At 75.1% G+C, this 13,736-nt stretch carries 13 protein-coding genes; 9 read left to right on the top strand and 4 right to left on the bottom strand.

Annotated elements, in window-relative coordinates:
* The first annotated feature begins 105 nt into the window (after positions 1–105).
* From ABZ783_RS00850 to ABZ783_RS00830, 5 genes are all read left to right on the top strand, one after another.
* Positions 106–1,533: an alpha/beta hydrolase gene (locus ABZ783_RS00850; RefSeq protein WP_357433396.1), complete on the top strand. Its 1,428-nt coding sequence runs from the start codon at positions 106–108 to the stop codon at positions 1,531–1,533.
* Between the two features lie 11 nt (positions 1,534–1,544).
* Positions 1,545–2,234, top strand: a complete 690-nt coding sequence (locus tag ABZ783_RS00845; protein WP_357433393.1) for a class I SAM-dependent methyltransferase — start codon at positions 1,545–1,547, stop codon at positions 2,232–2,234.
* On the top strand, positions 2,231–3,208 hold the full coding sequence (locus tag ABZ783_RS00840) for an asparaginase (protein WP_357433391.1): 978 nt from the start codon (positions 2,231–2,233) through the stop codon (positions 3,206–3,208). Before ABZ783_RS00845 ends, ABZ783_RS00840 begins: the two co-directional genes overlap by 4 nt.
* A 55-nt stretch (positions 3,209–3,263) precedes the next feature.
* Positions 3,264–3,506 carry a DUF5522 domain-containing protein gene (locus tag ABZ783_RS00835; protein ID WP_073835349.1) on the top strand — a complete coding sequence of 81 codons (243 nt, stop codon included), beginning with the start codon at positions 3,264–3,266 and terminating at the stop codon, positions 3,504–3,506.
* A gap of 83 nt (positions 3,507–3,589) precedes the next feature.
* A complete protein-coding gene (locus tag ABZ783_RS00830; RefSeq protein ID WP_357433388.1) occupies positions 3,590–4,138 on the top strand; it encodes a hypothetical protein in 549 nt (182 codons plus the stop codon).
* Positions 4,139–4,171: 33 nt separating this feature from the next.
* Here ABZ783_RS00830 and ABZ783_RS00825 read toward each other — a convergent pair whose 3' ends face one another.
* Positions 4,172–4,858, bottom strand: a complete 687-nt coding sequence (locus tag ABZ783_RS00825) for a metal-dependent transcriptional regulator (RefSeq protein WP_357433386.1) — start codon at positions 4,856–4,858, stop codon at positions 4,172–4,174.
* Between the two features lie 97 nt (positions 4,859–4,955).
* On the opposite strand from ABZ783_RS00825, the gene ABZ783_RS00820 reads away from it, so the two are divergent.
* The 3 genes from ABZ783_RS00820 to ABZ783_RS00810 are packed head-to-tail and all read left to right on the top strand — an operon-like array spanning position 4,956 to position 9,622.
* Positions 4,956–5,813, top strand: a complete 858-nt coding sequence (locus ABZ783_RS00820) for a sulfurtransferase (protein WP_357433384.1) — start codon at positions 4,956–4,958, stop codon at positions 5,811–5,813.
* A 47-nt stretch (positions 5,814–5,860) separates the two neighbouring features.
* A complete protein-coding gene (locus ABZ783_RS00815; protein ID WP_357433382.1) occupies positions 5,861–7,042 on the top strand; it encodes an acetoin utilization protein AcuC in 1,182 nt (393 codons plus the stop codon).
* Positions 7,043–7,066: 24 nt separating this feature from the next.
* Positions 7,067–9,622 (top strand): GNAT family N-acetyltransferase, encoded by a 2,556-nt coding sequence (locus ABZ783_RS00810; protein WP_357433380.1) that lies wholly within the window; start codon positions 7,067–7,069, stop codon positions 9,620–9,622.
* A 90-nt stretch (positions 9,623–9,712) separates the two neighbouring features.
* Here ABZ783_RS00810 and sigB read toward each other — a convergent pair whose 3' ends face one another.
* The gene (sigB, locus tag ABZ783_RS00805; protein WP_357434285.1) at positions 9,713–10,717 is read right to left on the bottom strand and encodes an RNA polymerase sigma factor SigB; all 1,005 of its coding nucleotides are present in this window, start codon (positions 10,715–10,717) and stop codon (positions 9,713–9,715) included.
* A gap of 233 nt (positions 10,718–10,950) precedes the next feature.
* Here sigB and ABZ783_RS00800 point away from each other — a divergent pair, with 233 nt between their 5' ends.
* Positions 10,951–11,739 (top strand): sporulation protein, encoded by a 789-nt coding sequence (locus tag ABZ783_RS00800; protein WP_357434284.1) that lies wholly within the window; start codon positions 10,951–10,953, stop codon positions 11,737–11,739.
* An 84-nt stretch (positions 11,740–11,823) separates the two neighbouring features.
* Here the strand turns inward: ABZ783_RS00800 and dtd are convergent, their stop codons facing one another.
* On the bottom strand, positions 11,824–12,246 hold the full coding sequence (gene dtd / locus ABZ783_RS00795) for a D-aminoacyl-tRNA deacylase (protein ID WP_357433378.1): 423 nt from the start codon (positions 12,244–12,246) through the stop codon (positions 11,824–11,826).
* Positions 12,246–13,730 (bottom strand): methyltransferase, encoded by a 1,485-nt coding sequence (locus ABZ783_RS00790; protein WP_357433376.1) that lies wholly within the window; start codon positions 13,728–13,730, stop codon positions 12,246–12,248. Before ABZ783_RS00790 ends, dtd begins: the two co-directional genes overlap by 1 nt.
* Positions 13,731–13,736: the final 6 nt, after the last annotated feature.

The raw sequence follows: 13,736 nt of genomic DNA, 5'->3' as shown, positions 1-13,736 counted from the left end.
ACCCGTGATCGGGGGACCACGCGGAGCGCCGGCAGTGGCTAGTGTGGACAGCCGGATGACGACGGGAGGCCCGGTATGCCGCTCCGCCACCAGACAGTCCGTGCGGTGCTCGCGCTCCTGCTGCCGGGGGCGTGGGGCCTGATCGCCGGGTGGTGGACCCCGCGCGGCCCCGGCACCGCCGGTACCGCCCTGGTCTCGATCGGGATCAGCCTCGTCGTCGGGCTGGCGGCCGGCTGGTTGAGCCGCTCGCGGTGGGCGATGCTCGCCGCGCCCGTGCTCTTCGCGGCCGCCGTCGAGCTGGTCCGGATCCGTCTGCGCGGGCCGAGCGTCGACCGACCGCACCTGAGCGGCTTCGGTGTGGTGGCCCTGCTCGCCGGGCGTGGGGTGCACGGGCTGCTCACCCTGCTGCCGCTGCTGGTGGGCGCGGCCTACGGGGCCGGGATCGCCCGCCGGGTCGCCGGTGTCGCGCCGCGCGAGCCGGTCGTGCGGTGGCTCGGCCGGGGCGCCGTCGGCCTGCTCGCCGCCGTCCTCGCCCTGGTCACCGTCGGTGCGGCGGTGCCGGCGCGGACCGCACCGATCCCGGGCGGGATCGCCCGGTTCGACTCGGTCACCTCCGCCGGCCGCCACCTTGGCCTGCTGATCCGCGGTACGGACCCGGCCGCGCCGGTGCTGCTCGTGGTGCCCGGCCCGCCCGGCAGCTCGGAGATCGCCTCGGTACGCCGGCACCTGGCCGCCCTGGAGCAGCGCTTCGTGGTCGTCACCTGGGACCGCGCCGCCGGCCCCCGATCCTGGTCCGCGTTCCGGTCCCCGGCCGCGTGGACACTGGAGGACGAGGTGAGCGACCTGCTCGCGGTGACCCGGCACCTACGCGAGCGGTTCGGCCGGGACCGGATCCACCTGCTCGCGCACTCGGGCGGCACCATCCCCGGCCTGCTCGCCGCGCAGCGCCACCCCGAGCTGTTCGCCGCGTACGTGGGGGTCGGGCAGGTGGTGAGCCTGCGCGAGGCCGACCGCAGCCAGTACGCCGACACCCTGGCCTGGGCCCGCCGTACCGGCCGGACCGGACTCGCCGACCGGATGGCCGCCCAGGGCCCACCGCCGTACCCGGACATCTGGGCGTACGAGCCGTTGCTGACCAACGAGGCCGGCGCCTTCGCGTTCGACCGCACCGGCGCCGGCGAGGACGAGACCGGCATGGTGGGCAGCCTCGGGGTGCCGGAGCAGAGCCCGCTGGAGACCGCCCACGTCTTCGGTTTCCTCGACGGCTGGGACGTGCTCTATCCCCGGTTGCAGGAGCTGGACTTCCGCCGCGACGTGCGGCAGCTCCAGGTGCCGGCGTACTTCGTGGACGGTGCAAACGAGGTGCCGGGCCGGCTGCGCCTGTTCGACGAGTGGTACGCGCGGCTCCAGGCCCCGCGTAAGGACCACCTGGTCATCCCGGGCGCCGGGCACCGGTCGCTGTTCGAGCGGCCGGAGCCGTTCGTCGCGTACCTGACCCGGCTCGGGGCCGGGACGGATCCGGCCGGCGACTAGGGTTTCCGGTCGTGACCGAACCGACCTGGCTGACCGAGACCCGCGCCGCGTACGACACGGTCGCGGTGGACTACGCCCGGCTGCTTCCCGAGGTGGTGGAGGGCCCGCTCGACCGGGGCATGCTGACCGCGTTCGCCGAGCAGGTCGGGCCCGGCCGACCGGTGCTGGAGGTGGGCTGCGGGACCGGCCGGGTCACCGCCCACCTGCGGGACCTCGGGCTGGACGTGGCCGGCGTCGACCTCTCGCCCGGCATGGTCGAGGTGGCCCGCCGGACGTACCCGGAGCTGCGCTTCGACGTCGGCTCGATGACCGACCTGGCGCTGCCGGACGCCGGGCTGGCCGGGCTCGTCGCCTGGTACTCGATCATCCACCTGCCGCCCGAACTGCTGCCCGTCGTGTTCGCCGAGTTCCACCGGGTGCTCGCGCCGGGCGGGCACCTGCTGCTCGCGGTCAAGGCCGGCGACCAGCGGATCCGCCTCGAGCAGGCGTACGGCCACACCGTCTCGTACGACGTGCACTGGCTGCCGCCGGACCGGCTCGCCGACCAGTTGGCCGAGGTCGGGCTGACCGTGCGGGCCACGCTGGTCAGGGCGGCGGAGGGGCACCTCCGCGAGCGGGGGCCACAGGCGTTCCTTCTGGCCACCCGGCCGGCGCCGCTCGTCGGACCCGACCCGGTCGATGACGGCAGGGCAGACCGATGACCGTCGCGCTGTTCACCCTCGGCGGCACGATCGCCATGGCCGGGACCAGCGGCCAGGGGGTGGTCAACCGGCTCACCGGGGGCGAACTCACCGCCGCCGTGCCGGGGCTCGCCGACGTCCCGCTCGACGTCCACGACGTGCAGGCGGTGCCGAGCGCCGCGCTGACGTACCGGCAGGTCCTGGACCTGGTGGACGCGGCCGGCGCGGCGGTGGCGGCTGGAGCGACCGGCGCGGTGGTCACCCAGGGCACCGACAGCCTGGAGGAGACCGCCTTCCTGGCCGACCTGGTCTGGCCGCACCCGGCGCCGCTGGTGCTCACCGGCGCGATGCGCAACCCCACCCTGGCCGGCCCGGACGGTCCGGCGAACCTGCTCGCCGCCGCCCGGGTCGCTGCCGCGCCGGCCGCGCGTGACCTCGGCGTGCTGGTCGCGTTCAACGACGAGATCCACGCCGCGCGGCACGTCCGCAAGACCCACAGCACCAGTACGGCCACCTTTGCCTCGCCCAACGCCGGCCCGCTCGGCCACGTCATCGAGGGAGAGGTACGGCTGCTCACCCGGCCGCTCCGGCGCGCCCCGTTGCCGCCGGTGGACGCCGACCGGCTCGCCGCCACCCGGGTGGCGCTGCACACGGTCACCCTCGACGACGACGTGGCGCTGCTCGATGCGGTGGCCCGCAGTCTCGACGGGCTGGTGGTCGCCGGCTTCGGGGTGGGGCACGTGCCGCCGGACTTCGCCCCGGCGCTCGGCGCGTTGGCGGAACGGATGCCGGTGGTGCTCACCTCCCGGACCGGGGCCGGTTCGGTGCTGCGGCACACGTACGGGGCGGTCGGCTCGGAGACCGACCTGCTCCGGCGGGGGCTGGTCTGCGGCGGGCTGCTCGACCCGTACAAGGCGAAGGTGCTGCTCCGGCTCGTGCTGGCCGGCGGCGCCGACCGCGCCGAGGTCCGCGCCGCCTTCCACCGGTACGGGTGATCCCGCGCCGAACCGCCTGGGACGGGCGCGGAGCGGCTCTCCGTAGACTCGCCCGGTGAGCGGAGAGCGACGACCCTTGGCGGCGCGGCCGTTGACCGAGCCGCACCCGTCCCGGCTGTCGCCCGAGCACCCGCATCGGGAACGGATCCTGGCCGCCCACGCGGCGGCGCTGGCCGCCGGGGAGGCCGGCTACCTCGATCCGGAGAGCGGGCTCTTCGTGCTCAGCGCCGGGTTCCTCGCCCGGCGGGGCACCTGCTGTGGCCGTGGCTGCCGGCACTGTCCGTACGTGGACGATTGAGGACTTCCCTCCCACGCGGGCACGCCGTACGGTGTCCGACGGACATCCGGTGGGCATCCCGCCGGCGAGGGTGGGGGGATGACGTGGGCGCCCGGACCTGGCTGGCCGCTTCGGCCGTACTGCTGACCGCCGGCTGTGCCGCGGAGGCCACCCCGGTGGCGCTGCCGCCCGCGGCACCGGCGCCGGTGGAGGTGGCGGCGGCGTCCTCGGGCGGCGCGTGCCGGCTGCTCGACTTCGGGGTGATCGCCAAGCACACTGGGGTGCGCTTCGACGTGGCCGCCGCCGTGGAGCAGGGGGACACGCATGTCTGCGTGGTACGCGCCGAGCGGAAGCTCCTGCCGGAGTTGACCCTCACGGTCACCGAAACGTCGATCGACACATCGGGGTTCACCCAGGACGTGCTGCCCCGGGGTGCCACGAAGGTCAGCAAGCTGGGGAAGATCGCCTACCGGCAGAAGCTGCCGAAGAGCGGCAAGACCGGCCCGGGGGCGGAGGTGGGCTGGCTCGCCACCGAGGGGCGGCTGGCCACCCTGCGTTGGACCTGCCCGGCGGGGACGGACCCGGCGGAGGCCGAGCAGCTCACCGGCAAGCTGGTCAACCTGGCCAAGGCGGTGGACACCCGCCGGCTGTGACCGGCGGGGTCGGTGAAGATCCTGACCGGCGGGTCAACGGGCCGCGACGAACACCCGGGAGGCCACCTCGCGGGGGAGCCGGACCCGGTCGCCGGAGCGGTCGATCGAGACGCCGTCGCGCTCCTGGGCCACGGTCACCGTGGCGCCCGGGTCGACGCCGGCCGCGTGCAGCTGCCGGAGCACGTCCGCGTCGGTCTGCACGCTCTCGCAGATCCGCCGTACCACCACCGGGCCGGCGAGGCCGGGGAAGGCGAGGTTGCGCTCGGTCTCGGCGGGCTCGGCCTCCGGCTGGCCCGGCTCGCCCAGCTCCGCCAGCCCGGGGATCGGGTTTCCGTACGGCGAGCGGGTGGGGCGGTTGAGCAGGTCGTAGACCCGCTTCTCCACCGCGTCGCTCATCACGTGCTCCCATCGGCAGGCCTCGTCGTGGGCCTCCTCGTAGGGCATCCCGATCACGTTCACCAGCAGCAGTTCGGCCAGCCGGTGCTTGCGCATGACCGACACCGCGGTGCCGCGGCCCCGCGGGGTGAGCGCCAGGTGCCGGTCGCCCTCGACGGTGAGCAGGCCGTCCCGCTCCATCCGGGCGACGGTCTGGCTGACGGTGGGGCCGCTCTGCTTCAGCCGCTCCGCGATCCGGGCGCGCAGCGGCGGCACCCCCTCCTCTTCCAGCTCGAGGATGGTGCGCAGGTACATCTCGGTCGTGTCGACCAGGTCATGCTTCACGTCAGCGGCCTCCCGGTGATCGATGTTACCCCGGAGCTGCGACGATCGGCCGACGCCGAACCGGGGGTCGATGCCCGGATGGTGTTGACTGGACCGCATGTCCGGAACCGATGACCTGCTGATCGAGCCCGACCGGCTCGCCGCCGAGCTCGACCGCGCCGACCCGCCCACCCTGCTCGACGTCCGGTGGCGGCTCGTCGGGCCGCCTGGCCGGGACGACTACGCGGCCGGCCACCTGCCGGGCGCCGTCTTCGTCGACCTGGACACCGAGCTGTGCGGCCGACCGGGTGCCGCCGGCCGGCACCCGCTGCCCGACCCCGCCGCGCTCCAGGCCGCGCTGCGGGCCGCCGGGGTCCGCGCCGGTCACCCCGTCGTCGTGTACGACGGCGGCGACGGCATGTCCGCCGCCCGGGCCTGGTGGACGCTGCGCTGGGCCGGCCACCGGGCGGTGCGGGTGTTGCACGGCGGCTTCCCCGGGTGGGTCGCCGCCGGGCTGCCCGTCTCCACCGAGGCGCCCACGCCGGCTCCGGGCGACGTCACCGTCGCGCCGGGCGCGCTGCCCGTGCTCGACGCGGGGGAGGCGGCCCGGTTGGCCGCCGCGGACGCCGGGGTGCTGCTGGACGTGCGGGCCGCCCCGCGCTACCGGGGCGAGACCGAACCGATCGACCCGGTCGCCGGGCACGTGCCGGGCGCGGTGAACCTGCCCGCCCCGGAGTACGTCACCGACGGCCGGTTTCCCGCCGCGGCGGCGCTGCGCGAGCGGTTCGCCGCCGCCGGGGTTGCCGAGGATGCACCGGTCGGGGCGTACTGCGGCTCCGGGGTCACCGCCGCGCAGGCGGTGCTGGCGCTGCACCTCGCCGGCCGGCCGGATGCCGCCCTGTACGTCGGCTCGTGGAGCAACTGGGTGGCCGACCCGGACCGTCCGGTGGCCGCCGGTGGGCCGTCCGGCCGCTAGCGGTCCGTGCGGTGGGCGGGGTCGGGCGTCCGTGCGACGATGAGCCCATGGCCGACGACACGGTGGTGGTGTGGGACGAGGCCCTGCTCGCCTACGACATGGGTGACCATCCGCTCGACCCGGTCCGGGTGGAGTTGACCATCGCGCTGGCCCGCGAACTCGGCGTGCTGGACCGGCCCGGGGTCCGGCTGGTCAAGCCGGAACCGGCCGACGATGAGCTGCTGAGCCGGGTGCACGACCCCCGTTACCTGGACGCGGTGCGGGCCGCCCCGCGCGATCCGCTGTTCGCCGGTTTCGGGCTGGGCACCTCGGACAATCCCGTCTTCGACGGCATGCACGAGTCGAGCGCGCTGGTCGCCGGGGCGAGCGTGGCCGCCGCCGAGGCGGTGTGGCGCGGGGAGGCCCGCCGGGCGGTCAACGTGTCCGGCGGGCTGCACCACGCCATGCCGGACCGGGCCGCCGGGTTCTGCGTCTACAACGACCCCGCCGTGGCCATCGCCCGTCTGCTCGACCTGGGCGCGGAGCGGATCGCGTACGTGGACGTGGACGTGCACCACGGCGACGGCGTGCAGGAGATCTTCTACCACGATCCGCGGGTGCTCACGGTCAGCCTGCACGAGACCCCGCTGGCGCTCTTCCCGGGCACCGGGTTTCCCGACGAGACCGGCGGGCCGGGCGCGGAGGGGACCGCGGTCAACGTGCCGCTGCCGCCGGGCGTCGGCGACGCCGCCTGGCAGCGCGCCTTCCACGCCATCGTGCCCTCGGTGTTGCGGGCGTTCCGGCCGCAGCTCCTGGTCACCCAGTGCGGGGCCGACGGCCACCGGCTCGATCCGCTGGCCGACCTGCGCCTGTCCGTGGACGGGCAGCGGGCCACCTACCTGGCGCTGCGGGCGCTCGCCGACGAGCTGTGCGACGGCCGCTGGGTGGCTACCGGCGGCGGGGGGTACGCGCTGGTCGAGGTGGTGCCCCGGGCGTGGACGCACCTGCTGGCCGTGGCCACCGGGGAGCCCCTCGACCCGGCCACGCTCACCCCGCCCGCCTGGCGGGAGTTGGCGGCGAAGCGGCGGCCCGGGCGCGAGGTGCCGCTGCGGATGACCGACGACGCCGACCCGGCGTACCAGCCGTGGCAGCCGAACGGCGAGCCGAACGCGGTGGACCGGGCCATCGCGGCCAGTCGCCGGTCGGTCTTCCCGCTGTTCGGGCTCGATCCGCACGATCCGCGCGACTGACCGGCGGTAGGGGAGGACCGACCGGTGACCACAGTCGAGCAACCGGTGGACGTGCTGCTCAGCGACGGCACGACCGTCCAGCTGCGACAGATCCGGCCCGACGACGGGCTGGGGATCGTGGCGATGCACGGGCGCTTCTCCGAGCGCACCCGCTACCTGCGCTACTTCTCGCCGTACCCGCGCATCCCGGAGCGGGACCTGCAACGCTTCGTCAACGTCGACCACCGCGACCGGGAGGCGTTCGTGGTGCTGGCCGGCGACCGGATCGTCGCGGTCGGCCGGTACGAGCGGCTCGGCCCCGGGTCGCCGGAGGCCGAGGTGGCCTTCGTGGTGGAGGACGAGTACCAGGGCCGGGGGATCGGGTCGGTGCTGCTGGAGCACCTGGCCGATACGGCCCGCCGGTTCGGCATCGTGCACTTCGTCGCCGAGGTGCTCCCGGCCAACGGGGCGATGCTGCGGGTCTTCTCCGACTTCGGCTACCAGGTCCAGCGCCAGTACGCCGACGGCGTGGTGCATTTGAGCTTCCCGATCGCCCCCACCGAGGCGACCCTGGAGGTGCAGCGCGGCCGGGAGCACCGGACCGAGGCCCGCTCGATCGCCCGGCTGCTCGCCCCGCGCGGCATCGCCGTCTACGGCGCGAGCACCACCGGGCAGGGCGTTGGCGCGGCCCTGCTCGGGCACCTGCGCGACGGCGGGTTCACCGGCGCGGTCGTCCCGGTGCACCCGACGGCGGCGACCGTGGCCGGGCTGCCCGCGTACCCGTCGGCGGCCGATGCCGGGCGCGACGTCGACCTGGCGGTGGTGGCGGTGGCCCCGGAGGCGGTGACCGAGGTGGTCGCCGACGCCGCGCGGGCCGGCGCGCACGGCCTCGTGGTGATCTCGGCCGGCTTCGCCGAGGCCGGGCCGGCGGGCGCGGCCGCCCAGCGCGCCCTGGTCCGCGCCGCGCACCTGGCCGGCATGCGGGTGATCGGCCCGAACTGCCTCGGCGTCGCCAACACCGACCCGGCGGTACGGCTCAACGCCACGCTCGCCCCGGTGCTGCCGGCCCCTGGCCGGGTCGGCGTCTTCAGCCAGTCCGGCGCGTTCGGGGTGGCCCTGCTCGCCGAGGCGTCCCGGCGCGGGCTCGGCCTGTCCAGCTTCGTCTCCGCCGGCAACCGCGCCGACGTCTCCGGCAACGACCTGCTCCAGTACTGGCAGGACGACCCCGGCACCGACGTCATCACGCTCTACCTGGAGACCTTCGGCAACCCGCGCAAGTTCGCCCGGCTGGCCCGGTGGATCGGCCGGAGCAAGCCGATCGTGGCGCTCGCCTCGCTGGCCCGCCCGCCGGGTCTCGGTGACGGGCCGGCGCTGGACGCCGCGGCGGTCAGCGCGCTCTTCGCCCAGTCCGGGGTGATCCGGGTGGACACCGTCGCCGAGCTGCTCGACGTCGGTGTGCTCCTGGCCCACCAGCCGTTGCCGGCCGGCCGCCGGGTCGCCGTGGTGGGTAACTCGTCGGCGCTGAGCGGGTTGGCCGCCACCGCGTGCGCCGCCCAGGGTCTCGCCGTGGCCGACGGCTACCCGCATGACGTCGGCCCCCGGGCCGGTGCCGGCGAGTACGCCGCCGCGCTCGCCGCCTCCGCCGCCGACGAGCGGGTGGACGCCGTGGTGGCCGTCTTCGCGCCGCCGCTGCCCGGCCAGCTCACCGACCCGGAGGCCGACTTCACCGCCGCCCTGCCCGATGCGGCGACCGTCGGCAAGCCGGTGGTGGCGACCTTCCTCGCCGGCCGGGTGCCCGTCGGGGTGCCGGCGTACCCGAGCGTGGAGGAGGCGGTCCGGGCCCTCGCCCGGGTCGCCACGTACGCCGACTGGCTGCGCCGCCCGCCCGGGGTGCTGCCCGAGCTGAGCCGGATGGACCGGGCGGCCGGGCAGGCCGCGCTGCGGGTCGACGGCGCGGATCCGGCGGCGCTGCTCGGGGCGTACGGGATCGACCTGGTGGAGTCGGTGCCGGCGCGCTCGGCCGACGAGGCGGTGGCCGCCGCCGAGCGCCTCGGCTACCCGGTCGCCCTCAAGGCCGCCGACCCGGGGCTGCGGCACCGCCTGGACCTCGGCGCGGTCCGCCTCGACCTGGCCGACCCGGCCGCGTTGCGCCGCGCCTACGCCGAGCTGGCCCCCGCCTTCGGCCTGGACGTCCTGGTGCAGCCGATGGTCCCGCCCGGCGTGGCCTGTGTGGTGGAGCTGGTGGAGGATCCGGCGTTCGGCCCGGTGGTCGGCTTCGGGCTGGGCGGCGTGGCGACTGAGCTGCTCGGCGACCGGGCCTGGCGCGCGGTGCCGCTGACCGACCGGGACGCCGCCGAGCTGGTCGACGAGCCTCGGGCGGCGCCGCTGCTGCGCGGGCACCGGGGTGGCGTGCCGGTGGACCGGGCGGCCCTGGTCGACCTGCTGGTGCGGGTCGGGCGGCTCGCCGACGAACAGCCCCGGGTGCGCTCGCTGACCCTCAACCCGGTACTGGCCCGCCCGGACGGCATCTCCGTGCTGCACGCCACCGTCCGCACCGGTCTCGAGGCGCCCCGTCCGGACACCGGTCCCCGCCGCTTGTAGGGAAGGCCGGGGCAAGCACCCCGGCGAACGACCGGGACAGGCAGCGGAGGCCCCGGCGAACCGCCGGGGCCTCCGCTGGGGCGGGCCCGCTCAGCAGGCGTACGCCTCCAGGCGGTTGGCCCGCTCCGGCGCGCGCAGCTTCAGCAGGGTGACCTTCTCGATCTGCCGGATCCGCTCCCGGGACAGGCCGAACTCGCGACCCACCTCGTCGAGGGTGCGCTGCCGGCCGTCGTCCAGGCCGAACCGGAGCCGGATCACCGCCTGCTCCCGCTGGGACAGGGTGGCCAGCACGATCCGTACCTCGTTGCGCAGCTCGCCGTTGGCGGCGGCGTCGCCCGGCTCCTCGCGCGGGTCCACCGCGGCGACGAAGTCACCGAGCGCGCTCTCGCCGTCGTCGCCGACCGCCTGGTCCAGGCTCACCGGCTCCCGGTCGTACGAGATCAGCTCGATCACCTGGAACTCGGGGATCTCCAGCGCCTGCGCCACCTCGGCGACGGTGGGCTCCCGACCCAGCGTGACCGACAGCTCGCGGCGCACCCGGACCATCCGGTTGACCTGCTCGACCATGTGCACCGGGATGCGGATGGTGCGGGCCTGGTCGGCCATGGCGCGGGTGATGGCCTGGCGGATCCACCAGGTGGCGTAGGTGGAGAACTTGTAGCCCTTGGTGTAGTCGAACTTCTCGACCGCGCGGATCAGGCCGAGGTTGCCCTCCTGGATCAGGTCGAGGAAGGCCATCCCGCGACCCGTGTAGCGCTTGGCGATGCTCACCACCAGCCGCAGGTTCGCCTCCAGCAGGTGGTCCTTGGCGGCCCGGCCCTCGGCCACGATCAGCTCCAGGTCGGCGCGCAGCTCGGCGGAGACCGGGGTGCAGGTGGCCAGCTTCTCCTCGGCGAACAGGCCGGCCTCGATGCGCTTGCTGAGCTCGACCTCCTGCGCGGCGGTGAGCAGCTTGGTGCGTCCGATGCCGTTCAGGTACGCCCGGACCAGGTCCGTGGAGACGCCGCGCTCGTCGGTGGCGTCCAGGTCGGTCAGCGTGTCGGTGCCGTGCTCGGCGTCGATGGTGGCAGCCGGGCGGGTCTGGTGCTCGATCATCTGCTGGGCCATCTCTGTCTCTCCCCGTGTCCTTCGTGCCGTACCGGTTCCGTGCCGCGGGCCGCGGCGGTGCCGGTACGAAACAGCTTGGCGGTCGGGGCGTGAAACGGGAGTGAGGCGATCGGGGAACCGACAGCAATCCGTGCGGAACGTCCGGTGTCGGTTGTCCGACCCGGTTACCGTGCCAGCGGCCGGCCACCGGGGCCCGGCAGCGCAGGCGATCGGAGGACATGGTGGTCTTCAAGCGGCTCATGCAGGCGATGGGCGTGGGCGGTCCGTCGGTGGAGACGGTGCTGGCCAACCCGAACTGCCGCCCCGGCGGGCAGCTGGAGGGCCGGATCCAGGTGGTCGGCGGGGACCACCCGGTGGACGTCACGTACGTGGCGCTCGGCCTGGTCACCCGGGTCGAGGTGGAGAGCGGCGACAACGAGTACGACACCACTCAGGAGTTCGGCCGCCGGCAGGTGACCGGCGGGTTCCGGCTGGACCCGGGGCAGCGGTACGAGGTGCCGTTCCGCTTCGAGGTGCCCTGGGAGACCCCGCTGACCGACCTGTACGGCCAGCACCTGCACGGCATGACGATGGGGCTGCGTACCGAGCTGGAGGTGGCCCGGGCGGTGGACAAGGGTGACCTGGACCCGGTGGCGGTGCACCCGCTGCCGGCCCAGGAGCGGTTGTTGGCGGCGCTGCTGCGGCTGGGTTTCCGGTTCGCCCGGGCGGACGTCGAGCGCGGGCACCTCTACGGCGTGCACCAGCGCCTGCCGTTCTACCAGGAGATCGAGTTCCACCCGGCGCCGCAGTACGCGCACGCGATCAACCAGTTGGAGGTCACCTTCGTGACGGATCCGCACCAGGTGCAGGTGGTGCTGGAGCTCGACAAACGGGGCGGCCTGTTCACCGAGGGCCGGGACGCCTTCGGCCGCTTCACCGTCGAGCACGCCACCGTGGACCGCACCGACTGGACCGCCCAGCTCGACACCTGGCTCCGCCAGTCCCTCCGCCGCCGCGGCCTCTTCTCCTGACCCGCCGAGAGCCGCGTTGATCAAGGAGTTTGCGTCTCGGGAAATCAGATCTCAGACGCAAACTCCTTGATCAACCGGCCAGGGCTAGAGATCCAGGAGGATGGTGCGGGGGCCCACGTTGACGCTCTCGACCAGCATATGCGCGCGGAACCGGCCGGTCTCGACCTTGGCGCCCCGGGCGCGCAGCTCCTCCACGACCGCGGTCACCAGGGGTTCGGCCTGCTCGGCGGGGGCGGCCGCCGTCCAGGTCGGCCGCCGGCCCTTGCGGGCGTCCCCGTACAGGGTGAACTGGCTGACCACGAGGATGGGTGCACCGGTGTCCGCCGCGCTGCGCTCGTCGTCCAGGATCCGCAGCTCGTGGATCTTGCGGGCCATGGTGGCCGCCACCTGTCGGGTGTCGGTGTGGGTGACCCCGAGCAGCACCAGCAGACCGTCGGCGATCTCGCCGACCACCTCGCCGTCGACGGTCACGCCGGCCCGGCTGACCGTCTGCACCACCGCCCGCATCAGGCCACCACCGGCTCGATGATGCCGCGCTCGACCAGGTGCGCCACGATCGGGCCGGCCGCCTCGGCCAGCTCGTCCGGGGTGACGTCGTGCGCGGCGGCGAGCAGGGCGAGCTGGTCCCGCAGCGGCAGCTTGCCGTCCGCGCCGCCGACCAGGGCGAGCACCAGCGGATCGATCTCCTCGGACCAGCGCAGCCCGTGCGGCATGGCGAGGACCTGCCGGTCCACCGCCCAGCCCTCGTCGCCCATGGTCGCCTCCTGCCGCAGCTCGAGCCCCTCGGCGGCCCGGTAGCGGGCGGCCAGCAGCCCGTCGGTGTCGCGGGTCCGCAGCCAGTCCTGGCGGTCGAACCACTCGGCGATCCGGTCGCCCATCGGCGGCTCCACCCGCTGGCGCAGGTCCTCCACCCGGACGATCGGCTGGTCGTGGCCCGCGCGGCGCAGCGAGACGATGCCGAAGCCGATCGCCTCCACCTTGTGCGCGTCGAACCAGTCCAACCAGGCTGCCATCCGGTGCGGGTCGGCGGCCTCCCCGACGTCGGTGAGCCACAGGTTGACGTACGCCATCGGGTCGGCCACCTCCCGCTGGATCACCCAGGCGTCCAGCCCGGTGCCGGCGAACCAGCCGGCCACCCGTTCGTCCCACGCCTCGCCGGTGACGTGCACCCAGTTGGCCAGGTACTGCATCGTCCCGCCCTCGGTGAGCAGGTGCGGGGCGGCGGCGGCCAGCTCGGCGCCGATCGCGTCGCCGACCCGCCCCGAGTCCCGGTAGACGTGGGTGGTGGTGCCGGGCCCGACCACGAACGGCGGGTTGCTGACCACCAGGTCGAACCGGCGCCCGGCCACCGGGGCCACCAGGTCGCCCTGGAGCAGCTCCCAGTCTTGCCCGTTGAGGGCGGCAGTGGTGGCGGCGAAGCGCAGCGCCCGCGGCGCGACGTCGGTGGCGGTGACCTTCCGGGCGTGGGTGGACAGGTGCAGGGCCTGGACGCCGGAGCCAGTGCCCAGGTCCAGCGCGGTCTCCACCGGACGGCGGACGGTCGCGCCGATCAGCGTCTGGGTGGCCCCGCCGATGCCGAGCACGTGCTCGGCGTGCAGCGGCTTGCCGGGCCGGGCGCTGGCCGGCACGTCGGCGAGCACCCACCACTCGTCCCCGTACGGCTCCAGGTCGACGCCGGCACGCAGGCCGTCGCCGTGCCGCTCGACGATCCCGCCGGCGACGGCCTCCTCGACGGGCAGCGGGGCGAGCGCGGCGGCCACCGCCGGCTCCGGCTCGGTCTGGTCGCAGATGAAGACCCGGATCAGGGTGGCGAGCGGGTCCTGGTCCTCGGTGGCGCGCAGCGCCGCCCGGAAGTCGTTGCGGGCCACGCCGCCGGTGGCCTGCGGGCCGAGCCGGTCGGCGATGCCGTTGGCGGTGAAGCGTGCCCGGGTCAGCGCGGTGCGCAGCGCGTCGACGCCCGCGGGGGAGAGCAGCATGTCATGACGGTCCACGTCGCC

It is taken from the genome of Micromonospora sp. NPDC047738, from assembly GCF_040642675.1.
Classification (GTDB): domain Bacteria; phylum Actinomycetota; class Actinomycetes; order Mycobacteriales; family Micromonosporaceae; genus Micromonospora.
The sequence above is the reverse complement of the archived record's forward strand: the minus strand, read 5'-3'. Positions and strand labels throughout refer to the sequence as shown.